The organism is Comamonas sp. GW821-FHT11H03, from assembly GCF_058807955.1.
In genome coordinates this window covers 19,984-43,574 of sequence record NZ_JBXARF010000011.1, presented here as the reverse complement: position 1 = coordinate 43,574, position 23,591 = coordinate 19,984, and the positions used below count along the sequence as shown (strand labels likewise).

The 23,591-nt window shown below is 63.5% G+C and carries 22 protein-coding genes; 13 read left to right on the top strand and 9 right to left on the bottom strand.

Translation table 11 applies throughout. The annotated features are described in order from the left end of the window. Position 1 precedes the first annotated feature (1 nt). The 4 genes from AC1RTQ_RS21315 to AC1RTQ_RS21300 are packed head-to-tail and all read right to left on the bottom strand — an operon-like array spanning position 2 to position 4,107. On the bottom strand, positions 2-790 hold the full coding sequence (locus AC1RTQ_RS21315; protein WP_492878692.1) for an ABC transporter permease: 789 nt from the start codon (positions 788-790) through the stop codon (positions 2-4). Then, positions 787-1,524 (bottom strand): ABC transporter ATP-binding protein, encoded by a 738-nt coding sequence (locus AC1RTQ_RS21310; protein WP_492878814.1) that lies wholly within the window; start codon positions 1,522-1,524, stop codon positions 787-789. The genes AC1RTQ_RS21315 and AC1RTQ_RS21310 overlap by 4 nt, the downstream gene beginning before the upstream one ends. Before the next feature lie 25 nt (positions 1,525-1,549). After that, complete coding sequence (locus tag AC1RTQ_RS21305; RefSeq protein ID WP_492878690.1) at positions 1,550-3,016, bottom strand: acyl-CoA reductase; 1,467 nt, start codon at positions 3,014-3,016, stop codon at positions 1,550-1,552. Next, positions 3,013-4,107 carry a LuxE/PaaK family acyltransferase gene (locus AC1RTQ_RS21300; protein ID WP_492878688.1) on the bottom strand — a complete coding sequence of 365 codons (1,095 nt, stop codon included), beginning with the start codon at positions 4,105-4,107 and terminating at the stop codon, positions 3,013-3,015. The genes AC1RTQ_RS21305 and AC1RTQ_RS21300 overlap by 4 nt, the downstream gene beginning before the upstream one ends. 473 nt (positions 4,108-4,580) lie before the next feature. Between AC1RTQ_RS21300 and AC1RTQ_RS21295 the strand changes: the two genes are divergently transcribed. The 7 genes from AC1RTQ_RS21295 to AC1RTQ_RS21265 all read left to right on the top strand — a co-directional run bounded on the left by AC1RTQ_RS21295 (position 4,581) and on the right by AC1RTQ_RS21265 (position 12,743). Then, complete coding sequence (locus AC1RTQ_RS21295) at positions 4,581-6,710, top strand: TonB-dependent receptor family protein (protein WP_492878686.1); 2,130 nt, start codon at positions 4,581-4,583, stop codon at positions 6,708-6,710. Between the two features lie 617 nt (positions 6,711-7,327). Continuing rightward, a complete protein-coding gene (locus tag AC1RTQ_RS21290; protein WP_492878684.1) occupies positions 7,328-8,077 on the top strand; it encodes an energy-coupling factor ABC transporter ATP-binding protein in 750 nt (249 codons plus the stop codon). After that, entirely contained in the window at positions 8,070-8,663 is a 594-nt protein-coding gene (locus AC1RTQ_RS21285) for an energy-coupling factor transporter transmembrane component T family protein (protein ID WP_492878682.1), read from the top strand. Before AC1RTQ_RS21290 ends, AC1RTQ_RS21285 begins: the two co-directional genes overlap by 8 nt. 10 nt (positions 8,664-8,673) lie before the next feature. Further along, the gene (locus tag AC1RTQ_RS21280) at positions 8,674-9,267 is read left to right on the top strand and encodes a biotin transporter BioY (RefSeq protein WP_302091097.1); all 594 of its coding nucleotides are present in this window, start codon (positions 8,674-8,676) and stop codon (positions 9,265-9,267) included. Further along, complete coding sequence (locus tag AC1RTQ_RS21275; protein WP_492878680.1) at positions 9,264-10,775, top strand: AMP-binding protein; 1,512 nt, start codon at positions 9,264-9,266, stop codon at positions 10,773-10,775. The genes AC1RTQ_RS21280 and AC1RTQ_RS21275 overlap by 4 nt, the downstream gene beginning before the upstream one ends. Positions 10,776-10,780: 5 nt before the next feature. After that, positions 10,781-12,004: a thiolase family protein gene (locus tag AC1RTQ_RS21270; protein ID WP_492878678.1), complete on the top strand. Its 1,224-nt coding sequence runs from the start codon at positions 10,781-10,783 to the stop codon at positions 12,002-12,004. Positions 12,005-12,029: 25 nt separating this feature from the next. Further along, positions 12,030-12,743 carry a nitroreductase gene (locus tag AC1RTQ_RS21265; RefSeq protein ID WP_492878676.1) on the top strand — a complete coding sequence of 238 codons (714 nt, stop codon included), beginning with the start codon at positions 12,030-12,032 and terminating at the stop codon, positions 12,741-12,743. A 302-nt stretch (positions 12,744-13,045) separates the two neighbouring features. Here the strand turns inward: AC1RTQ_RS21265 and AC1RTQ_RS21260 are convergent, their stop codons facing one another. The 4 genes from AC1RTQ_RS21260 to AC1RTQ_RS21245 all read right to left on the bottom strand — a co-directional run bounded on the left by AC1RTQ_RS21260 (position 13,046) and on the right by AC1RTQ_RS21245 (position 16,219). After that, complete coding sequence (locus AC1RTQ_RS21260) at positions 13,046-13,846, bottom strand: MetQ/NlpA family ABC transporter substrate-binding protein (protein WP_492878674.1); 801 nt, start codon at positions 13,844-13,846, stop codon at positions 13,046-13,048. Between the two features lie 203 nt (positions 13,847-14,049). Then, complete coding sequence (locus AC1RTQ_RS21255; RefSeq protein WP_012838140.1) at positions 14,050-14,358, bottom strand: single stranded DNA-binding domain-containing protein; 309 nt, start codon at positions 14,356-14,358, stop codon at positions 14,050-14,052. A gap of 143 nt (positions 14,359-14,501) precedes the next feature. Beyond that, positions 14,502-15,167 (bottom strand): methionine ABC transporter permease, encoded by a 666-nt coding sequence (locus tag AC1RTQ_RS21250; RefSeq protein WP_003055731.1) that lies wholly within the window; start codon positions 15,165-15,167, stop codon positions 14,502-14,504. A gap of 5 nt (positions 15,168-15,172) precedes the next feature. Continuing rightward, positions 15,173-16,219, bottom strand: a complete 1,047-nt coding sequence (locus tag AC1RTQ_RS21245; RefSeq protein ID WP_492878671.1) for a methionine ABC transporter ATP-binding protein — start codon at positions 16,217-16,219, stop codon at positions 15,173-15,175. Positions 16,220-16,547: 328 nt separating this feature from the next. Between AC1RTQ_RS21245 and AC1RTQ_RS21240 the strand changes: the two genes are divergently transcribed. From AC1RTQ_RS21240 to AC1RTQ_RS21225, 4 genes are all read left to right on the top strand, one after another. Then, positions 16,548-16,958 (top strand): hypothetical protein, encoded by a 411-nt coding sequence (locus AC1RTQ_RS21240; RefSeq protein WP_492878812.1) that lies wholly within the window; start codon positions 16,548-16,550, stop codon positions 16,956-16,958. A 420-nt stretch (positions 16,959-17,378) separates the two neighbouring features. After that, complete coding sequence (locus tag AC1RTQ_RS21235) at positions 17,379-18,764, top strand: DUF1329 domain-containing protein (protein ID WP_492878669.1); 1,386 nt, start codon at positions 17,379-17,381, stop codon at positions 18,762-18,764. 124 nt (positions 18,765-18,888) lie between these two features. Further along, positions 18,889-20,286 (top strand): DUF1254 domain-containing protein, encoded by a 1,398-nt coding sequence (locus AC1RTQ_RS21230; protein WP_492878667.1) that lies wholly within the window; start codon positions 18,889-18,891, stop codon positions 20,284-20,286. Between the two features lie 17 nt (positions 20,287-20,303). Beyond that, a complete protein-coding gene (locus AC1RTQ_RS21225; protein ID WP_492878665.1) occupies positions 20,304-21,791 on the top strand; it encodes an MBL fold metallo-hydrolase in 1,488 nt (495 codons plus the stop codon). Here AC1RTQ_RS21225 and AC1RTQ_RS21220 read toward each other — a convergent pair whose 3' ends face one another. After that, positions 21,792-22,697: an MBL fold metallo-hydrolase gene (locus AC1RTQ_RS21220; protein ID WP_492878663.1), complete on the bottom strand. Its 906-nt coding sequence runs from the start codon at positions 22,695-22,697 to the stop codon at positions 21,792-21,794. 94 nt (positions 22,698-22,791) lie between these two features. Between AC1RTQ_RS21220 and AC1RTQ_RS21215 the strand changes: the two genes are divergently transcribed. Beyond that, entirely contained in the window at positions 22,792-23,136 is a 345-nt protein-coding gene (locus AC1RTQ_RS21215; RefSeq protein WP_492878661.1) for an ArsR/SmtB family transcription factor, read from the top strand. Continuing rightward, on the top strand, positions 23,133-23,576 hold the full coding sequence (locus AC1RTQ_RS21210) for a YeeE/YedE family protein (RefSeq protein WP_304349335.1): 444 nt from the start codon (positions 23,133-23,135) through the stop codon (positions 23,574-23,576). Before AC1RTQ_RS21215 ends, AC1RTQ_RS21210 begins: the two co-directional genes overlap by 4 nt. Positions 23,577-23,591: the final 15 nt, after the last annotated feature.

Below are 23,591 nucleotides of genomic sequence, written 5' to 3'. Positions count from 1 at the left end.
GTCAGGCCCGATCGCCCGACTGCGAGGTTGAAAAGTGATGGGCGCGCAGCAAGCGGCGCTCCAGAACAAGGCAGGCCTGATACAGCAGCAGGCCCATGGCGGCAATCAGCACCAGCGCCGCAAACATCAGCGTGGTGTCCATCATTCCCTGGGCGGCAATGACCACCGCCCCCAGGCCCTGGCTGGCGCCCATGAACTCGGCCACCACGGCTCCGACCAGCGCCAGCACCACGGCCACGCGCAGCCCGGCCAGAATCGCGGGCAGCCCGGTCGGCAGTTTCAGGCGCAGCAAGGTCTGCACACGTGTAGCGCCCAGCATGCGAAACAGCTGCAGGCGCTGCGCATCCACCTGCCGCAGGCCTGTCAGTGTGTTTTCCATCAATGGGAAAAAGCAGATCAGCGCCGTGATCAGCACCGTCGGCAGCATGCCGAAGCCGAACCACAGCACAAACAATGGCGCCAGGGCCAGCTTGGGCACGACCTGGCTGACCACCACATAGGGCTTGAGCACGCGCTCCAGCAACTCGGACTCGGCCAGAGCCATGCCGGCCAGCAGGCCCACGGCACTGCCGACGAGCAGCCCCAGCAGCAAGGCCTGCAAGGTCGCCCAGAGATGCGGCCAGAAATAGCCGGATGCCAGACCCGACCACAGCGACAGCGCCACTGCCGAGGGCGCAGGCAACACCAGCGCCGACAAGCCCAATTGCCTCGCAGCCAGCTCCCACAGTGCCAGAACGGCTATCAAAAGCGAGGCAGACAGCCAATGTGTTCTGTTCAGCAAGCCGCTCATGCGCCACCCCGGTCCATGGATGCCCGAATGCGCGCGCAATAGTCGTTGAACGCCGCACCATGGCGCATGCTTTGCTGGCGCGGCTGTGGCAGTGCTATCGACCAGCCGTCCACGATGCGGCCGCCATGCATGAGTGCAATGCGGTCGCCCAGATAGACGGCCTCGTTGATGTCGTGGGTGACAAACAGCACCGTCGTGCCATGCCTATGGCAGGTGCGCAGCAAATCGTCCTGCAGCTCGGAGCGCGTGATGGCATCCAGTGCCGCAAAAGGCTCGTCGAGCAGCAGCAGCGGTGGCTCCAGAATCAGGGCTCGTGCCAGAGCCACGCGACTTTGCTGCCCGCCCGAGAGCTGGCCCGGGTAAAGCCGTGTATGGGCGGCAAGACCCAGCTGCTCCAGCAACTGCATGGCCGCCTGTTGATCCCGCTGCATGGGTTTGCGCTGCAGCGACACGGGCAGCAGCACGTTGTCGATCACCGTATGCCAGTCCAGCAGTGTCGGTGCCTGGAACATGAAGCCCAGCTGCGGCCCCGGCGCTGCCAGTTCGCTGCCGCGCAGCAAGACATGCCCCGACTGGGGCCTGAGCAGGCCTGCCGCCAGCTTGAGCAGCGTGGTCTTGCCGCAGCCGCTGCGCCCCAGCAGGCAGTGAAACTCTCCGGCCCCGACCTGCCAGTCCACGCCATCCACCACGGGCGCTCGTCCCGGGTAGCTGAATCGGGCCTGCTTGAACTCCATGAATGCCACGGCTGTCTCCACTCCCTCAGTCCGCATAAGCGGCCAGCGGCTGGGCCGCGAGTTCTGCCGACTGCTCGATCTCTGTCATGCGCACCAGATCCAGCAGGTTGAAGCGCCCGTCATGGTGCCAGCCGGCCTCGGGCATGCTCATGGAGCCGATGGCGCTGATGCGCGTGACGCCAGCCGCGCCCAGCAGCCCGGCCAGGCGGTACAGCTCTTCGGGGCCGGCGGCAATGCCGGCGGTCTGCAGATAGTCGCGCTGAGCGGCCACCACGGGCAGCACGGCATCGAGCCGGTCCACGGCCACCACGGCAATCGTGCGGTACAGCGCGGTCGGCGCCAGGGGCTGAAGACTCTCGCTGTAGGCAACGCTCCAGGGCGCATCCACAGGCCCCAGCAGCTGGTGTGCGTCACCGCCCCACTCCATGTTCTGCTGCCAGCGGGCAAGCGCCGCCCCTTCTTCCAGATCCAGCTCGCGGCGTGCGAAACGTCGCTGCAGATTGGCAAGCTCGGCCGCCAGGTAGTCGGCAAAAGCACGCGCCGAAACCGGCGCCCCACGCTGCACATAGAACACATGGGGCGAATAGCAGCCCTGCTGGTCATAGCGCATCACGTCCCAGGCTGCCAGCCTTGCCATGGCCGGAGCCTTGAGCGTATCCAGCGCCTGCGCATCAATCAGGCCAAAGCCCAGCTTGTGGCCATGGGGCAAAAAGCGGGTCGTCACAGGCAGACGACGGCGCAGCGCATCCAGCGTCTGGTTGCCGCCATAGGCCAGCACCGTATCGGCCTGGGCGTAGAGCGCGTCGGCCTCCTCGCCACCGGCACCGCGCCACCACACCACGGCCAGGCACTCAGCCAGCGGAGGGTGGACTTCGGCCAGCAGGCGTGCAAACCATCCCGCAAACAAGGGCTCGGCACTGGCCAGCTTGCCAATCGCTGGGGCCTTGACCAGCAAGCCACAGACCAGACTCCACAGTGACAGCGCAGGCACGTTGCCAGCCCAGCTATGCACCAGCAGATCCGGGCCGAAAGCACGTACGGCCCCGCCCTTGGCTGCCGGTTGAAAGCCATCGAGCACCGCCGGGTTGGCAAAATCCTCGGCCACAAAGCGCTTGAGCTGAGCTGCACGAAAGGTCTTGAAAAATCCTGTCAGCCCCAGCCGCACCATATCGGCGTCATAGCCGCTGACCACGGGCAGCCAGGCTTCGGCCTGCTGGCGGTAGATGTCGTTACGGTCCAGCAGGCGAGCCATCGCACGATCGACGGCATCGATGATCTCGGCCACCGGCATGGGACGCAGATGAATGGCCGCAGCCTTGCGCACACGACAGGCCAGAGCCTGCATCTGCGGCGCCGTCAGCAGCGGAACGCTGACTTGCAGCACCTGGCCGTCCCGAGACTTGAAGTCCAGCGTCTGCCACTGCACTTCATCGTCACCGAGGCCCGGCAGATAGCCAGCCCTGATACGCTGCACCTTGCGCTGCTCGCTCATGCGCTGGCAGCCTTCACAAACTCTTCAACCGCCAGCGAGCAACCCTTGGCTGCGGCGCCCTCGGCGCGCCCCAGCAGCAAAAAGCCGTCTTTCTCCTGCGGGCCAGCCCACAGGCCCACATCCTCGGTCAGGATGGTGGTCACCGCGTTGTAGTTGGCCAGATCGCAATGCACCAGAATGCCGCGCTCACCAGCGGCCACATCCCGCCCTGTGATCGGCTCGACCAGGCGCGAGCGAATCCAGTGCGGGCCGGACTTGACCGAAGGCAGCACCGCATTGCCATCGTCATAGAACTGGGTGCTCAGCTCGGTCATGCCATACATATTGATGCACAGGCTGCGCGGCACGCCCAGCAACTGGGAAAGCTCGGCATAGAACTGCTCAAGCGGCAGCTCGCGCGACTGCCCCTTGTAGCCGCCCGTATCCAGCACGCGGCTGCCTGCGGGCAGGCGAAAGCTGCGGTCCTGCGCACGCAGGGCATCCATCACATGGACCAGGCTGAAGCTCGCGCCCAGCAGGGCAAAGGGCTGGCCGCTGCGCTCGGACTCTTCCAATGCGGCGCACAGGGCCGGCATGTCCAGCCCTTCCGAGCTCAGATAGTAGCGGCTGCCTGCCGAGCCGAATTCGGAGCGGGCAAGCGCCAGATAGTGGGCCAGCGAGGAATTGGGCATGGCCTGCTCATCGGGAAACAGAATGCCCATGGGCATGCGCTCCAGACCCTGCATGAAACGCCTGGAGAAATAGCGCTTCATGGACAGGTCGTAGACATCGAGCTGCGGATGGAAATGACGTCCACGTGCGGCGCGCCCCGTGGTGCCGCTGGTCATGAATACGCGCTCGGCGGGCGACGGCGGCTCGCTGCGCAGCTCCATGGCCTTGAAGGCATCGATGGGCACGGCCGGAACATCGCGCCAGCTCCTGACATTGCGCAGCGTGGCACCGCGTCGCTGGCAAAAGCTGCGAAACGGCGCATTGCATTCGTACTGGTAGGCGAAAAGGCGCAGGGCGAGTTGATTGAACTGGTCGTCGGTGCAGTCATCCATTGCGATGAAAGCAAGCAGATCGGCGACCAGCGAAGCGGCCTTGTCCATGAAATTCCTTCGAGAGCGGGGACATCATGCTCCGAAGGCTTGCTGACCATGCGAGAACGCACTGCCCTGAGGTCAGCTTGCAAGCTCTTCTTCCGCCGGTATGAACCGGGTCAAGTTCGCGGGTGTAGATCTCAGCACTGGTGTGCACCCCGGAGCGCGGCGCCATCTTACCCCAACGGCATCGCTGCAAGGGGCCGGAGCCGGCGCATGAAAGTCGCGTCACTTGTAACCTGGGGTAAGGCTCCAGCACGGGCAAGAAGGACATCCCGGGCAAAAACATCAAAACACGGCTGCCCAAATACAATCGCCCCAGCACCGCAAGCGGCCTGAGACGCAACCTGCCACTGCGCCGACAATGGCGCAGGTACGCCATGCCTGAAAGCGCGCCATGGCGCGGCGATGGACTGCGTTAGCAGACGCTTGCAAGCCATCCAGGGCACTGAATGCCCACCCCAAGCCCCAGAGATATTCACATGCATTTTTCGCGCCTTTGTCATCTGGCAGGCTGGCCTGTGGCCGCCGCCGGACTGCTGCTGACGGCACAGTCCGCAACAGCCCAGCAAGCCGCCGCCCAGCCGGACCTGCCCCAGTTGTCCGAAGTCACCGTGCGCAGCACCTTGCAGGAGTCCGCGCTTGAGCAGACCCCGGCCTCCGTCACCGTGCTCGACGGCGAGCGCATGCGCGAGCGCAATCTGCAGGTCAATCTCTCGGAGTCCCTGAGCGCAGCTCCGGGACTGCAGCTGCAGAACCGCCAGAACTACGCGCAAGACCTGCAGCTGTCCATTCGCGGCTTTGGCGCACGCTCCACCTTCGGCGTGCGCGGCATACAGATCTATGTGGACGGCATCCCCTCCACCATGCCCGATGGCCAGGGCCAGACCAACAATATCGATATCGCCTCGCTGGAGCGCGTGGAAGTGCTGCGCGGCCCCTACTCCGCGCTCTACGGCAACGCCTCGGGCGGCGTGATCAATGCCTATACCGAACGCGGCGAGGGCACGCCCTCGGTGGAAAGCAGCTTTGCGCTGGGCAGCGACGGCCAGAAGCGCCTGGGCCTCAAGGCCAAGGGCGAAGCCAACGGGATTGGCTATGTGCTCAGCGCCAGCCGTTTTCTCACCGACGGCTACCGGGCCCAGAGCGCAGCGGACAAAAACCTGTTCAACGCCCGTATCGACGTCAAGCCCGACGAATACAGCCAGCTGACCCTGGTGGCCAACCATGTGGACATCGATGCCAAAGACCCGGGCGGCATAGAGCCAACGAACTGGGCCAAGAATCCGCAGATGACCACGCCAAATGCGCTGACATACAACTCGCGCAAAAGCGTGAAGCAGACCCAGGCCGGCCTGACCTACGAGCGCGAGCTTGGCGCAGGCCAGGCGCTGCGCCTCATGGCCTATGCCGGTCAGCGCGAAATGATGCAGTTCCAGTCCACACCCAAGGCATCACAGACCGGCTACAGAGGCGGGGTGATCGGTCTCAAGCGCGACTATGGCGGCATCGATGCGCGCTGGAGCGGCAAGTACGAGCTGGGCAGCGGCAGCCTGGGCCTGATTGCCGGCCTGTCCGCCAATACCGTCAGGGAAGATCGCCAGGGCTACAAGAACTTTGTGGGCAACCAACTGGGCGTGGTCGGCGCGCTGGTGCGCGACGAGCGCAATACCCTCACCAGCGTTGACCCCTATCTGCAGGCTTCCTGGGCCTTTGCGCCACGCTGGAAGCTCGATGCCGGTCTGCGCTGGAGCAACGTGCAGTTCCAGTCGCGCGACCATTTCCTGGCCGACAAAGACGATAGCGGCAATGCCGGATTTCACAAGCTGCTGCCGGTGGTTTCGCTGCAGCACGAGCTCAATCAGGACACCAATATCTATGCCTCGCTGGGTCGCGGCATGGAGACACCGACCTTCAACGAGATCTCGTACCGCCCCGATCTGGTGGGTGGTCTGAACTTCGGCCTCAAGCCTGCGGTATCGACCAGTGCCGAGCTGGGCATCAAGCAGCGCTTCAATATGGCCGGACTGCGCGGCGACTGGTCTGCCGCGCTGTTCCAAACCAGCACCGACAATGAAATCGTGGTGGCCAGCAACGACAACGGCCGCACCTCCTATCAGAACGCAGGCAAAACCCGCCGCCGCGGCATGGAGCTGAGCACCAGCACCTGGCTGATGCCCCAATTGCGCCTGAACGGCGCGCTGACCATGCTCGACGCCAGCCTGCGCAGCGGCTATTGCGACAGCAAAGGCCAGGACTGCATTCCCGCAGGCAACCGCATTGCCGGCACGGCCAGACATCTGGGCTACCTGGGGCTGGAATGGCTTCCCGCCACCGACTGGCGTGTGGGCCTGGACTGGCGTCATGTGGGCCGTATTGCCGCCGACGACAAAAACCAGGTCTATGCCCCCAGCTACAACGTGGCCAGCCTGAGCGTGGGCTACACCCGGCGCCTGGGCGCGTGGAAGCTCAGTGCTTTTGCCCGCATCGACAATCTGACGGACAAGAACTATGTGGGCTCGGTCATCGTCAACGAAGGCAACGGACGCTACTACGAACCGGCCCCTGGACGTCAATGGATGACGGGTGCCAGCCTCAGCTACCAGTTCTAGGCAGGTCATCCGCATTGCCGGACAGCAAAAAGCGGGCACTGAGCCCGCTTTTTTATATCCGGACGGCTCAAAAGCTATTTTTTCAGAAAAATTTTGGTGCTTGCAAACTGCCTGTCTGAGCCCGAAAACCGCCAATCTCGCGCCGGCTTGACTGCCTCACGGCAGCGGCCCGCCGCAGCTTGCGCTCATCTGCCGTGCAAGCCACGTCAAAACATGGCTATCCACGGCCAACCTCCCGAATCTTCACGCAGGCGCTCGTGCAGTTTGAGCGAAGTTAGCCCCTGAAGCAGGCAAGAACGACACGCGAAAACTCTTCACTCTGCAACACGCTGTCATCAGGCGCACAACTGCGACGAAATGCGGCCCCAATGGCAACAGACAGCCGCCACAGGTAAAGAAATCATTTCTTATAGGAAATTCACATAAAAAGAGCTCAGATGGCCGTCTTTTGAAAGCAAATTCACAGCGCTAGAATCCGCCACCAACGCTGCCTCGCATGTTTGAAGCCGGGGCACAGTTTCAGACTCTCCCCGTATGTCAGCCCTTTTCGTTTCTTGCCATCCACATTCCAGCCCGGCGTCTTGCAGCCCTGCCCTTGCCGCAGCAGGAGCTGGCGCATGAGCGACGGTTTGCAAAGCCCACCACAACAGGGCGTGCAGCTGGTCGACATACGGCTGCAGCGTGGCCAGACCCAGGTGTTTGACGGCCTGAGCCTGGCCCTGACGCAAAAGCGCATCGGCGTGATCGGCAACAACGGCGCAGGCAAATCGAGCCTGTTCCGCCTGCTTTGCGGACTTGAGCTGCCCCAGGCCGGACAGGTACTGGTGGATGGCATGCCCTTGCTGCAGGCGCGCCAGCACAAGCCCGGCCTGATCGGCCTGATGTTCCAGAACCCGGACGACCAGATCATCTTCCCCACGGTGGAGGAAGAGCTGGCCCTGGGCCTGCGCCCCCAGGGCCTGAACAAGCAGCAGGCCAGAGCCAGGGCGCGCGAGTTGCTGGCCGCACGCGGCCTGGCCCACTGGGCCGAGCGGGCCGTCAGCAGCTTGAGCCAGGGCCAGCGCCAGCAGGTGTGCTGGCTCTCGCTGCTGATTGCCGCGCCCCAGCTGCTGTTGCTGGACGAGCCCTTCGCCAGCCTGGACCTGCCCGGTCAGGCCCGCCTTGCCCAGGATATCGCTGCCGCGCCGCAACAGGTGCTGGTCTCCACCCATGTGCTCGATCATGTGCGCGACTTTGAACGCGTGATCTGGCTGGAGCAAGGCCGGCTGCGCGGCGACGGAGCGGGCCGCGACATCTGCAGCGCCTACGAGACCTCCGTGCGGGAGCAGTTGCTGAAGAAAAACGCGCACGGAGACCTGCATGGGTAGTCTCTACAGCGAAGTTGCGACCTGGCTGCATCGCTGGTCGGCCGGCCTCAAGCTCTTGCTGCTGGCAGCGTTCGGCACGCTCTTGTTCTTGATCACCGACCCCTGGGTGCTGGCGGGCTGCGGCGTGGCGTGCCTGGTTCTCTGGATATCGCTGGGTCAGGCCACCCAGGTGGCGCGCCGGCTGATGCGCTCGGTGATCGTCGCAGCGCTGCTGGTGGCGGGCTTTCACGTCTTCATGGGCAACCCTGTGCTGGCAGCCCTCAGCAGTCTGCGGCTGGTCTGCGCCTCGACTCTGGGCATTGTGCTGACCATCACCACGCGCCCCAGCGATCTGGTCGAAGTGCTGGAATGGCTGCTGGCCCCGCTGGCCCGCCTGGGCATCCCCACCGAGCGCGTGGCCATGCAGCTTGCACTCATGCTGCGCTTTACCGAACATTTCTTTGTGCAGTGGACAAAGCTGGACGAGGCATACCGCCTGCGCACCGGCAAAAGCGGCGGTTTGCGCCTGATTGCACCGCTGACGATTCATATGCTGCAGGCCACGCGCCGTGTAGCCGACGCCCTCTGGGCAAGACTGGGTTTCTAGGAGAGCATTGATGACTACCACTCCCTCTCACACCGTATCGCGCGGCGGCGCACGCTCCATGGCTCAGGTATCTCTGTTCGCCGCCCTGATGGCCGTGATGGGCCTGATTCCCAAGATCGACCTGCCGTTCGGCGTGCCCATCACCATCCAGTCGCTGGGAGTGATGCTGGCAGGCGTCATGCTCGGTCCCTGGCGCGGCCTGCAGTCCATGGCGCTGTTTCTCGCAGCCGTGGCCGTGGGCCTGCCCCTGCTGTCTGGCGGCCGCGGCGGCATCGGCGTCTTCATGGCGCCGTCTGCCGGCTATCTGATCGGCTATATGCTGGCCGCCGCCGTGACCGGCGCCATCATGGCCGCTCTACCGCAAAGCACGCCGCGTCGCACGGCGCTGAGCGCCTTCATCGCCTCCTTGATCGGCGGTCTGCTGTGCCTGCATGCCTTTGGCGTGCTGGGCCTGATGCTGGTCGCCAAGATGAGCCTGAGTCAGGCCTTTGCCGTGACGCTGGCCTTTGTACCCGGCGACTTCATCAAATGCATTCTCTGCGCCATCATCGTCCACACCGTCGCGCGCGGAATGCCTGACTGGCGCTTTGGCGGTCGCCAGTGAACGCGCCGTCCGCTGCAGCGCCGCTGCAGGGCCTGTGGCAGCTGGTTCATGGCCCGCTGGCCCATTGGGCGCAGCACCGGCCCGATGTGGTGGCCCTGCAAAGCGAGGCCGATTCCTGGACCTTTGGCCGGCTGCATGCCGAGGTCGAGCTGCGCTCGGCACGCCTGGTCGCCCAACGCGCGCCGCAGATGCTGATGCTGGACGCCGGCCGCTCCACGCTGGAGCGACTGGTGGACTTCCTGGCCGTAATCCACAGCGGCCGCTGCGCAGCGGTCGCCGACCCCGACTGGCAACCGGCCGTGCGCCAGCGCATTGAAAGCTGGCTGCCCAAGCAGCCCTGCGAGCTGGAATCGGCAGCGCCGACGGCAGCCTTCTACACCGGCTTTACCTCGGGCAGCACCGGCCTGCCCAAGGGCTTCAAGCGCCACCATCTGTCGTGGACGGAGAGCTTTCGCGTCGGGCTGCAGGATTTCGGCCCCGTCGTGGCCCAGCGCACGCTGGCACCGGGGCGCATCTCGCACTCGCTGTTTCTGTTCGGGGCCATGCAAGGCATCTGGTATGGCTGCGGCGCCGTCATGCAGGAGAAGTTCTCGGCCTCGCGTTGCCTCACAACCTTGGCGCGAGGCGATACCCCCTGCCTCATCGCCGTACCCAGCCAGTTGCTGCTGATGCTGCAATGGGCCGAGCATAGACAGCTCGCACCGATTCCCGAGGTCGAGCTGATCACCATCAGCGGCGCGCGCTGGATGCGCTCCCACACGCCGGCGCTGCGCGCCCTGTTCCCCAAGGCCCGCATCATCGAGTTCTACGGGGCCTCCGAGGCCAGTTTTGTCGCCTGGATGGATGCCGACAAAGCCAGCGGCCCGCAGGCCGTGGGCAGGCCGTTCAGCAATGTGGAGCTGTCCATTCGCCCCACTGGCAGCGATGCCGCCGAGAATGCGCTGGCCGAGCATGGCACCCGCCACGCCAGCGACGGCCTGATCTATATCCGCAGTCCCATGCTGTTCATGGACTACGTGGGCGATGCCCATGACGCCACGGCCGTGCTGCGCGACGGCGATTGGCTGTCCGTGCGCGACATGGGACATATCGACGAACGCGGCATGCTGTGTCTGGCGGGCCGCCAAAGCCGCATGATCGTCACCCAGGGCAAGAACCTGTTTCCCGAAGAAGTGGAAAACCTGCTGGCCAGCCACCCGGCGATTGCCCAGGTCTCGCTGCACGGCCAGGCCGATGCGCTGCGCGGCCTGCAGGTACACGCGGTGCTGCAATGGAGGCCGCAGACCGAGGTGCCAACGGCCCTGGAGCTCAACCAGTGGCTGCGCGAGCGCACCGAAGCCTTCAAGGTGCCGCGCCAGTGGTGGATCTGCGAGCACTGGCCGCACACAGCCAGCGGCAAGACCGATCACGGCCAGCTGGCCCTGGCCCTGCGCGCCCGGATGACCGCGCCTGCGGACGCGGCCATATCCCCGGCCCTGCACCCCGCATTGCGGCCGTGGCAGAGTTAAGACCCATGCCAAGCAAGACCCCCATCATTGCCTGGGCCCGCAGCCCGGTGGCGCCGATCGGCTCGGCCCTGGCCCGGCTCAGTCCCCATGAGCTGGGCCAGCCGCTGCTGCTGTCACTGCTGCAGCAAAGCGGCTTGCCGGCCCATGCCGTGGATGCGGTCGTCGTCGGCAACGCCCTGGGCGCTGGCGGCAACCCGGCGCGCATGCTGGCACTGGCCGCAGGCCTGCCCGATGGCTGCGCCGCGCACACCATCGATACCCAGTGCTGCTCGGGCCTGGATGCCGTGGCCATGGCCGTGGGTCTGCTGCAATCGGGTCAGGCGGAGGTGGTGATTGCAGGCGGCATCGAGGCCTGGAGCCGCGCCCCCATTCGCCAGACCCGCCCGCTGCACCCCGGCGAGCAACCCCAGGGCTACGAGCGCCCGCCATTTGCCCCCGATCCCGCGCGCGACCCCGATATGCTGCAGTCGGCTGCCGACTATGCGCTCACGCATGGCTTCAGCCGCAGCCAGCAGGAGCAGTATGCGCTGCTCAGCCACGGCCGGGCCCTGGCCGCCCAGGCACAGCTCGCCCCGGAAATCGTGCCCGTGGCCGGGCTTGCGGCAGACGCCTATCCGCGTGCCCTCCAACCCGCGCGCGCCGCGCGCATGCCGGTGGTGGCACGGGGCTGCAGCCAGAACGCCAGTCCCGGCGATATCGCCGCCCATGCGCTCAGCCCCCTGACCATTTCGGCCAAGGCCGATGGCGCGGCCCTGCTGTTGCTGGCCACGCCCGAGGCCTGCGCCCGCTGGAATCTGCAGCCACGCGCACAATGGCTGGCCAGCGCCAGCGTGGGCGCTGCGCCAGAAACACCGCTGCTGGCCGCCATCGCGGCGGCGCGCATGGCGCTGGCCCGAGGCAGCGATGCGCTGGCCGGGTCGCACAAGTCGCCGTTGCTGGCCCAGGATCTTTCGGCCATCGAACTGCATGACGCCTTTGCCGTGCAAGGCCTGGCCTTTTGCGCCGCCATGGGCCTTGCGCCCGAGCAGATCAACAGCGCGGGCGGCGGCCTGGCGCGCGGCCACCCGATCGGTGCCTCAGGCGCGATTGCGCTGGTGCGATGCCTGGCTCAGCTTGAGTATCAGGCCCAGTCATCGACACCCAGGGACGCACTCGGCCTGGCGGCCATTGCCGGAGCCGGCGGCATTGGCGCGGCAACCCTGGTGCAATGGCTGCAAGCCACTCCTTGAACTCATTTTTGATAGCTACTACCCCATGTCCAGCAAAGGCTCAGCTGCTACAACACTTGAAAGCATCGACTTGCCGGCAGGCATGGCGCTGATGCAGCAACGCCGCTCCACACGTGCTTTCCTGCCCGATGCCGTGCCTGATGCGCTGCTGCATCAGTTGCTGCTGACGGCGCGCCAGGCGCCCAGCGGCGGCAATCTGCAGCCGGGCCAGTTGATCGCCGTGCGCGGCAAGCTGCGCGAGCAACTGACTGCCGCCCTGCTGCAGGACGTTGAGAGCCAGGTGCCCGAATGCGAGGATTACGCCTACTTTCCGCGCCCCATGCCCATGCAGCTGCGCAAGCGCCAGGTGGCTTCGGCCCAGGCGCTTTACGGAGCCCTGGGCGTGGCACGCGACGACCGCGCCGGACGCGAAGCGCAGTTTGCGCGCAACTACCGCTTCTTCGATGCGCCCGTGGCGCTGGTCGTCACCATCGACGCCCATTACGGCCCCGGCGGCTACATGGATCTGGGCATGACGCTCTACGGCCTGCAACTGGCAGCCGCCGCCATGGGCCTGGGCAGCTGCGCCATCGGAGCCCTGGCCTCGTACCCGGCCACCGTGCGCCGCGTGCTGGGCCTGGCCGAGAACAAGCACATCGTCTGCGGCCTGGCCCTGGGCTGGGCCGACGAGACCGCTCCCGTCAACCAGACCCAGACCACGCGTGCACCGCTGGGCGAGTGGTTTCAGGCCATGGAATAGCAAAAAAACAATAGCTGTCAGCGCAATCCAGCAATAGATTTCAAGGTGTTTTCTATCTAAAATCCAATAGGATAAAGCGATAGCAGCTATTTAATAAATAGCAACAAAGCGCAGTAAAGAACAATAAAGAGCAATAAAGAGCAATAAAAAAGCGCTGCAAGTGCAGCGCTTCGTTCAATGCCTCAAGAGCAAGCTTACCCCGGCAAGGCGACAACAAGCAAGCGCTGCCGCACAGCGAGGCTGTCGTCCCCTTGGGGGACGCCTGGCCAGGGGAAGGCGCGCAGCGCCTCAGCGGGTAGCCATCAAAACGCCGGGAAGACCGAGCCCTTGAACTCCTTGTCGATGAACTGGCGCACCTCGTCGGAGTGATAGGACTTGATCAGTTGGGCGACCCAGGGCTGACTCTTGTCGGCATCGCGCACCACCATGATGTTCACATAGGGGTTCTTGGCCGATTCCAGCGCAATCGCATCCTTCTTGGGATTCAGGCCGGCAGAGATAGCGAAATTGGTGTTGACGGTGGAGGCATCCAGGTCGTCCAGCGAACGTGGCAATTGGGCCGCATCCAGCTCGACGAACTTGAGCTTCTTGGGGTTGGACACCACATCCAGCGGTGTCGCCTTCAGGCCCGCGCCCTCCTTGAGCTTGATCAGACCCTGCGACTGCAGCAGCAGCAGCGCGCGGCCGCCATTGGTGGGGTCGTTGGGAAGGCCGAACTTGGCGCCGGTGGGAAGCTCGGACAAAGCCTTGATCTTCTTGGAGTAGATGCCGATCGGGAAATTCACCGTGTCGGCCACCCAGCTGATCTTGTAGCCACGATCCTTGATCTGGGCATCCAGATAGGGGCGGTGCTGGTAGCTGTTGGCATCCAGATCGCCGGCGGCCAGCGCCGCATTGGGCTGGACATAGTCGCCGAACTCGATGACCTTGAGGTTCAGACCGTTCTTGGCAGCAACCTTTTTGACCACTTCCATGATCTGCGCGTGAGGGCCGGCGGTCACGCCGATCTTGATGGTCTTGTCCTGGGCCTGGGCGGCAAAGCCCAGGGTGGCCGTAGCAGCCACAGCCAATGTGGTGCGCAAAAGCGAGCGCTTGTTCAACATGCAGATTCCTTGTGCCAAAGATTGAGAGTGGCTAAGACTGTAGCGTCAGTTTCATGTGCCAGAGCGCTGTTTCTTAGACAGATTGCTCAGATGCAAACTACAGATTGGCAGTGCAAGCCCCAACGGGTTGCATGCGACAACCCAGGCGTCCACAAAAAAGCCCGCTCCTTCACGGTGGCGGGCTTGTCTGCATGCGCAGGCTCTCAAAGATCGGACATCGTGGGTGCTGCCAGCACCTGCTGGGCCACCACGTCGAGCACGGCGTGGGACTCGTCCTGCCTGTCGATCCAGACCTTGGGCGTGAAGCTGCCGCGCAGGGCAATCGCATCGCCTTCGGAGAGACTGCGCAGCACGGCGCAGGGTGCATTGTCAAAAGCGACGATATTCACGGGAATCGAGGAGCCATCGCCGGCATTGGCTCGCATGCGGGCCACCATATAGGGGCGGCGGTTGCGGTCTACGCGACTCTCGGGGATGCCGGTCAGTCGGCCGGTAATCAAACCATCCATCATTTGCTGTTATCTACCCAGAAAAAATCATGGCCGCTTTTGAACAAGAGCGGCCTTTCAAAAAATTTTGAACTTGCATTTTAGAGGGGGCAGCCTGTTTCCGGGCAGCACCCCTTTTCTTAATTTTTGGTAATGTTTACTGCTGCTCAGCGATGGCTCAGGCGTCGCACGGCCCAGTCGCCCAGGCTTTGAATGGCCTGCACAAAGAAGATCAGGATGATCACCACAACCAGCATCACGTCGGGCAAGAAGCGCTGGTAGCCGTAGCGGATACCCAGGTCGCCCAGGCCGCCGCCGCCAATGGCACCTGCCATGGCCGAGTAGCCGGTCAGGCTGACGAAGCTGATGGTCAGGCCCGCGACGATGCCGGGCAGCGCCTCGGGCAGCAGCACCTTCCAGACGATCTGGCCGGTGGTCGCACCCATGGACTGGGCCGCTTCGATCAGGCCGCCATCGACCTCGCGCAAGGCAGTCTCCACCAGACGGGCCACAAAAGGTGCCGCCGCAATCGTCAGCGGCACCACGGCCGCCCAGGTGCCGATGGAGGAGCCCGTGATCAGACGCGTCAGCGGAATGATGGCCACCAGCAAGATGATGAAGGGGGTGGAGCGCAGCGCATTCACGATCCAGCCGACAACCTTGTTGGCCGGGCCGTTCTGCAAGATGCCGCCATGGTCGGTCAGGCGCAGGAAGACGCCCAGCGGAATACCGATCAGACCGCCGATCAGGCCCGAGATGCCGACCATGATCAGCGTCTCCCAGAAGGAATCCAGCAGCAGCTGGAGCATCATTTCCGAAAAATTCTCAAACATCGCTCTCAATCCTTGCTGGACACGATCTGCACTTGCACACCGCTGGCACGCAGGTGCTCCACGGCAGCATCAATCTTGGCGGCCTCGCCGCTGGCGTACACCGCCAGCGAGCCAAAGGTCTGCTCCTGGATCTCGTCGATCTGCCCGTGCAGAATCGACAGATCCAGACCCAGCTCGCGAATCAGGTGCGAGAGAATCGGCTGATAGGCGCTCTCGCCCGCATAGGACAGGCGCAGCAGCTGGCCTTGCTGGCCGGGCTGCAGCTGGGCGGCCAGCTGGTTCACGCGCTTCATCACCGACTCGGGCAGTTGCTGGGGCACGATTTCGTCAATCAGGCTCTTGGTGATCGCCTTCTGAGGGCGGGTGAAGACATCGATCACGGGCCCCAGCTCGGCAATCTCGCCACCGTCGATCACGGCCACGCGGTCGGCAATCTGCTTGATCACCAGCATCTGGTGGGTGATCAGCACCACGGTCACGCCCAGTTCGCGGTTGACCTTGCGCAGCAGATCCAGAATGGAGCGCGTGGTTTCGGGGTCCAGTGCCGAAGTGGCTTCGTCGCTGAGCAGCACCTTGGGATTGCTGGCCAGCGCCCGGGCAATGCCCACGCGCTGTTTCTGGCCGCCGGAAATCTGGGCCGGATAGCGGTCGGCCAGATAATCCAGGCCCACCAGCTCCAGCAGCGGCGTCACGCGCTGGTAGATCTCGTCCTTGGAAATACCGGCCAGCTCCAGCGGCAGGGCCACGTTGTCATACACGGTGCGGGACGACAGCAGGTTGAAGTGCTGGAACACCATGCCGATGTCGCGGCGCGCGGCGCGCAGCTCGGCGTCGGACAGCTGCATGAGGTCGCGTCCGTTGACGATGACCTTGCCGTCCGAGGGGCGGTTGAGCAGATTCAGGCAGCGCACCAGAGAGCTTTTGCCCGCGCCGGAGCGGCCGATGATGCCGAACACCTCACCCGAAGCGATTTCCAGATTGATGCCACGCAAGGCGTGCACCGGGCCCTTGGGGCCTTGGTATGTCAGGGATAAATCCCGAATTTCTATCATGAAAAATACTGCGAATCACGCATGAATAATGCGCTTGACGCTATAAAAAGTGATTGATCCCATCCCAGCTGCAGCGCTGCCTAGCAGCGGGCAATGCAGGCCTTCGTTCTGGTAGAGGCCGGCAGATCAAGCCAGCCTACTTTTAGTAGTAACCCTCAATAATGCCTGAGTCTAGGCAAACCTGAGAGCAACTGGGACAAGTGAATTCACTTATGGCGCCGCCAGCACGCCATCCAACGCAGGCCTTGCCCGGGCCTGTCCCCACTGGCGGCACGGCCTTGCAGGCCTTAGCATGCTGGCATCTGCCCCTGGTTTTCTCTGCCGCCCTATGCAGCCGCCCCCCCTGCCCATCCGTGTTGAATGCCCGCCCGGTGCCTGCGACTGCCGGCGCGAGCAATTGCTTGGCACGCCGGGGTCGGATCTGCGCATTCTGCAGCTCACGCGCGAGGAAGAGAAAAAGCTGCTGCAACGCCTGGAGAGCATCAGCAGCCTGGTCGATCTTGAGCATATGCAGCAGCGCATTCACACGCTCCTGGGTCTGGAGATACGCATCACCCCCGGCAACAACGAGGTGCGCACCATGCGCGGCATCCAGATCGATCTCGGCGATATGCCCGGTCTATGCCGCAAAACGCGCCAGAGCATTCCCGCCGCGATCCGCAAGGGGCTGGAGCGCAGGCCCGAGATTGCCTGGGCCCTGCTGGATGCGCATGACCTGTTTGGCATGCCCGGCAGCTGAGCCAAGCACCGGCAAGGCCTGACAACAAAGCAGGCACTTCGCCACCTGGGTCTTCAGACGGCGCTAGTCCTTGCGGTCTACGTCGCCCCGCCCATGGCGGCCTTTCGCTTTTAAAGGCATCACGCCGGGCCTCCCTTAAGCGCATTTTCATCTTGGTTTTCCCTAAGTCATCCACCACAGGTTTTCCCTTGCTTGCCCGAGTCGGCGCGGGGCCGGAGCGGCAGTCTGTCTCTGTGGTGACTTCGCTAGGCGTTAGTGGCTAGTCCAAACGAGCGATGGCGAGCCGCAAAGCTCGCTTGAACATTGAATTCGTCAACAGGCGCCAAGCCAGCGGCTAGCTGACTTGAACTAGACCTTGGCCCGATTCGCGGGCAGATCGATAGTGCAAATGCTGCACACATACATCTTTGAGGATTCGTGATGGAAAGCAACCTGAGCTACCGTGCCCTGATCGCACTGACCGTGACCGGCGTCATGGCTGGTGCAGCCGCCGCCAAAGGCAGCCCCGAAGACATTGAAAAGCTGGGCAAGTCCTTGACCTGTATCGGTGCCGAAAAGGCCGGCACTGCCAGTGGCGTGCCCGAGTACACGGGCAAATGGCTGGGAACTCCGCCTGGAATTCAGTACACGCCGCATACGGGTCAGCACCCGGTGGACCCCTATGCCAATGAAAAGCCCTTGTTCTCCATCACGGCCGAGAATGCGGCCCAGTACGCCGCCAACCTGACCGAGGGCCAGAAGGCCATGTTTGCGCGCTACCCCAAGACCTTCAGCATTCCCGTGTATCCGGGCCACCGCGACTTCCGCTATCCGGACTTTGCCTGTGCCTCGGCCAAAACCAATGCGCAGAACGCCGTGATCAACGCCGACGGAATGAGTGCCGACAATGCGGTCAAAGGGGCAATCCCCTTCCCCTTCCCCAAGACCGGCATGGAGCTGGCCTTCAACAACCTGTTTCCGCTGCGCGCGTTCACTGAACACACACTGCGTGACAACGCCTATGTGATGCAGGATGGCTCCATCGTCTTCGGCCGCGCCGACAACCGCAACATGAGCCTGCTGCACTCCCCCGAGCAGGCTGGCAAGCCGCTGGAAGGCACCATGTCCCAGGGCATGAATGCGGTCAAGCTGCCCGAGCGCGAGAAAGGCGGGGTCAGCGTCAGCCGGGAGCCGGTCAACTTCGGCAAGGACAAGCGCCTGGGCTGGAGCTATGACCCGGGCACACGCCGGGTGCGGCAGATTCCTGAGTACGGTTTTGACCAGCCCATCGGGGGCGGTGTGGGCGCCAAGATGACGATTGACTCCGACCGTCTCTTCAATGGTTCGCCCGAGCGCTACAACTGGAAGAATCTGGGCAAGAAGGAAATCTACATTCCCGCCAACGCGTACAAGATTCACGCCAATACCGTGAAGTACGCCGACCTGCTCAAGCCCGGTCATGCCAACCCCGACTACATGCGCTACGAACTGCGCCGCGTCTGGGTGCTGGAAGCCACGCTCAAGGAAGGCTATCGCCATCTCTATGGCAAGCGCGTGCTTTTCCTTGATGAGGACACAGGTCACGCCGTGATGAGCGACTTCTACGATGCACGCGGCAATCTGTGGCAGCAAGGCCTCATCAATTACTACTACGCGTTCGACTCCAACGCCTGGCATGCAGGCACGGCCTTCTATCACGACCTGATTGGCGGCGGCTACGTGGCCTACAACCTGTTCCAGGAACGCCCCAAGGGCCCCGTGCTCAACAAGGGAGACATGAATCCCTCCATGTTCACCCCTGAAGCCACGCGCAACGCCGGCACCTGAGCGGCCTGTTCCCCCAGGAGCGGCCAGCACGCGCTGTATGCGGTGCTCGCCGCAGAAAGAACCGGACCGGGCTGGAAGAAGCCACCGGCCCCGGCCATCACCACCAACACACCATTTCCATCACATGTCAAAGTTGAACCGCGCCGGGCTGCGCGCCATGGCGGCTGCTGCATTGGGCCTTTGCCTGGGCATGGCCCATGCCCAGACGCCCGCGGCCACCGAAGAGCAGGCTCTGGACAGCCTGATCCGTGAGGCCATGCTCTATGCCTACCCCTATCAGGAATTCATGAAAATGCGACATGAAGCCCTGGAGGTCAAGGACTCGCCCACCGCCACCACGCTCAACCACTTCCGCCACTCGCGCCACCTGGCCACGCCCAAGGACCGCTGGGCCAACGGCCCGATTCGCGACACCTTCTACTCCACCGCCTGGCTGGATCTCGAAAAGTCTCCCCTGGTGCTGTCCCTGCCCGAAACCCATGGCCGTTACTACGTGATCGCCATGATCGGGGCAGACCTCAACACCTTCTCCTACGTGGGCCGGCGTATTGGCGGCACCAAGGCACGCAAGGTGGCCCTGGTCGGCCCGCGCTGGAGCGGCAAGATCCCGCAGGTCGACCAGATCGTGCGCGCGCCCACGCGGGACGTCTATCTGAATCTGCGCGTGCTGGTCACCGGTGAAGATGACCTCAAGACCGCCCATGCAGTACAGGATGGGTTTCGCATGGAGCCTGTGCTCAAGTCCCACGAGGAGAGCCCGAAGATCAAGCCGCAAGCCCAGGACTGGGGCCGCTTTGTCGATGTGAGCAATGAGGCCCTGGTGCGCAACCCACCGCCCGCCGCAGAGCAAGCACTGCTGCAGCGCTTTGCCAGCGTGGGCATCTGCGGCAAGGCCTGCAGCTGGGACAAGCTGCCCGAGTCCGTGCAACAGCGCTGGCGGGCTTTGGCACCCGAGATCGAGAAAAACGAACTCAAAAATCGCCTGAATGCCGACCGCAAGACGGCTGAGCCTGGACGCAGAAACGGCTGGACCCCCTATCGCCTGCCGGACGGCTTTGGCACAAACTACGCCATGCGTGCCCAGTCGGCAGCCATGTCGGGCGGCATCCTGGGCCTGGAGGCCGCAGAGGCCACCTATTTCGCTGCCAGTGTGGACGGCAACAATCAGGCGCTCGGCAAGGGACAGGCTTACCGCCTGCATCTGCCCCAAGGCCGTCTGCCCTCAGATGCCTTCTGGTCCATCTCTCTTTATGAATTCGTGACCGGAGGCCAGTACATGGTGGACAACCCCATCAACCGCTACTCCATTGGCGACCGCACCAAGGGCATGAAGTTCAACGCCGACGGCAGCCTGGACATTTGGTTGCAGCCCACGGACCCTGGCCCAGAAAAGCGCGCCAACTGGCTGCCCACGCCCGAGAAGAACCTGTTCTATCTGATGGCCCGGGCCTACCAGCCCTGGCCCGAGGTGCTGGACCCTTCGTGGATTCTGGAGCCGGTTCAACGAATCAGTCCCCAATGAATGCAGTGATGGCAAACATGAAAAAAATATCCCTGCTCTCCCGATACGCCTTTGCCGCGGCCCTGGCACTGGGCCAGTTCGGCACAGGCACGGCCAACGCCCACGATCAGGATGACCGCGGTGGCTCGGGAGCGAAAAGCCCCGCGGTGCTTGCAGCCCGCGCCCAGGTGTTCAAGGCCAATCCGCAGATGGTCAGCTCCATCATGGAAGGCGGTGGCTTTGGCACCGAGCTGTCGTATGCAGTGGCCAACAGCATGTACAGCCGAACCGATCAGAACGCCATTGCAGATGCCCGAGCCAGGCTCAAAGTCGAGGCCGTGGCTCCACGCACCTGGCTGCTGCGTTTTCCCATCGTCAATGTGGTGGTCTTCGAGACCGACGAAGGCCTAGTCTTGGTCGATAGCGGCTACGCACCTGCAGGCCCGGCCTTGGCCGAGGCGCTGAGCAAGCTCAGCGACAAGCCGCTGCACACCGTCATCCTCACGCACTTTCATGCCGACCACGCCTTTGGCGCCTGGGCGTTGATGGACCAGAAGCCGCGTGTAGTGACCGAGCAGCGCTTCATCTCCCAGATGGAGCTGGACATGCGCAGCAACGGTCTGATCGCGCGCAACAACCAGCAAAGCGTAGCCGACGTGCCGCGCACCTGGGCAGATGCAGTTCGGCCCACCCAGACTTTCAGGGACAAGACCACACTCAAAATTGGCGGCGAAGACTTTGTGCTGACCCATGCGCGCGGCGAGACCGAAGACCAGATATGGGTTGCCGTTCCAGGCCGGAAAATCGTGGCCAGCGCGGATTATTTCCAGGGTTTTCTGCCCAATGCAGGCAACGGCAAGCGACGCCAGCGCTACCCCGAGGAGTGGGCCCAGGCCCTGCGCGACATGGCTGCACTCAAGCCCGAGCTGCTGCTGCCGGCGCATGGCCCGGCCATCACCAAGCACGAGGAAATTCAGGACCGACTGCCCGCCCAGGCCCAGATGCTGGACAGCATCTCCAGGCAGGTGGTGGCAGGCCTGAACAGCGGCGAGCGCCGTGATCTGGTGATTGACAAGGTCGCACTGCCGCCGGAGCTGGCCGGGCGAAGCGATGCACGCGAGCTATATGTGTCTGCCAAGGACATCGGCCGCATGGTGGTCAGCGAGTACAGCGGCTGGTGGGACGATATTCCATCGCACTGGCGCCCAGCGCCCCTGGCCCATGAGGCCAAAGAAATCGTGCAGCTGGCCGGCGGTGCCAGGCAGGTGATTCGGCGTGCCACAGCCTTGGCCGACCGCAACCCGGAGCTGGCCTCGCATCTGGCCGACTGGGCCTGGTACGCAGACAGCGACGACCCCGAGGTGGCCCAGGGGGCGCTGAACGTCTATGCCCGCCGTGTCGCCAAGCCTCTGCCCACGCAGGAAGTGCTGGTCTATGCCGAGCACATGGTGCGCCTGCAGCTCAAGCTCAATGAGCTGAACAGCGCACGCGAGCCCAGCGTCAGTCAGAGCAGCACAGTGCATTAATCACTGCTGCAGGCCCTGCGGAAGCTGCCCATTCTTGGCAAAGGCATTGATGGGCAGCTGAATATAGGTGCGGCCATCGTCCTGTGCAGGCGGCAGCTTGCCGGCACGCACATTGACCTGCACTGAGGGCAGAATCAGCGTGGGCATCTCCAGCGTGGCGTCGCGGGCAGTGCGCATCTGCACGAACTCAGCTTCGCTGATGCCATCATGCACATGGATGTTGCCGCTGCGCTGGGCCTGCACCGTGGTCTGCCAACACGGCTTGCGCCCCGCCGGCGGGTAATCGTGGCAGACAAAGATGCGGGTCTGCTCAGGTAGTTCAAGAATGCGCCGAATCGAACGATAGAGCGTCGCCGCATCGCCGCCGGGAAAGTCGGCACGTGCCGTGCCCACATCGGGCATGAACAGGGTATCGCCTACAAACACGGCATCCTCCACACGGTAGGCCATATCGGCAGGAGTATGGCCGGGCACATGCATGGCCAGCAACTCCAGCTGCCCCAGCGGCAGACGTTCGCCATCCTGCACCAGATGGTCGAACTGGCTGCCGTCGGGCAAGAAGCTGCGCTCGAAGTGATAGATCTTGCGAAACACGGCCTGCACATCGCAGATATGGGCTCCGATCGCCACCTTGCCGCCCAGGTGGTGACGAATATGCTGGGCTGCGGAGAGATGATCCGCATGGGCGTGGGTTTCCACAATCCACTGCAGCTGCCAGCCATTGCCTCGCACATAGTCGATCAGCTTGTCTGCGGAACGGCTGCTCAGGGTGCCGGATTTAGGCTCGAAATCCAGCACCGGGTCGATCACTGCGGCCTGGCCACTGATCGTATCGGCCAGAACATAGCTCACAGTGCCGGTTGCTGTATCAAAAAACGGCTCGATATGCATCACATTGGTTGACATGGCGACTCCTAAAACGATGTACCCGAAACACTGAAGCACACCAACTAGTTTACTTTTTTATATAATATATGAAAATATTTTGAAAAGCGAAACCGTGAACTCATCAACCTTTGACCAAGCACAGTCCACGCTCGATTTGCATGCCATGCGAACCCATGCAGGTGAAGCTGTGGCCATGCTCAAGCTGCTGGGCAATGAAGACCGACTGCTGCTGCTGTGCCAGCTCTCCCTGCAAGAGCGCACCGTGGGCGAGCTGGAGCAACTGACAGGCGTGTCCCAGCCGACCCTGTCCCAGCAACTGGGCATTTTGCGGCGTGAGGGTCTGGCCACCACCCGCCGCGAAGGCAAATTCATCTGGTATCAGCTGGCCGATGCCCGCGCCCTTCAGCTGATGCAAACCTTGTATCAATTGTTCTGCCAGACAGGAGAGACAACATGAATATCTTATGGAGTGAATTCACGCCCTGGACATCGCTGGCCGGTGGCCTGCTGATCGGCCTGTCCGCAGCCCTGCTCATTGTCTTGCTGGGTCGCGTGGCCGGCATCAGCGGCATTGTCGGGGCCTTGCTGCAATTGCCGACCTGGTCTTCCATCAAGCAGTGGGGCTGGCGCCTGGCATTCATCGTGGGCATGGTTGCCGCGCCGTTGGTCTGGTCGCTGTTTGCCCCGCTGCCAGCCATGCAGCTGCCTTCCAGCCCGGCAGTCATCATTGCCGCCGGCCTGCTGGTGGGCTTCGGCACGCGCATGAGCTCGGGCTGCACCAGCGGCCACGGCGTGTGCGGCCTGTCACGCCTGTCGCCGCGCTCTCTGGCCGCTACGGTGACGTTTATCGCCACGGGCGCCATCACCGTGTTCGTGATGCGCCATGTCATTGCTTGAGTTTGCAAGGAGAAC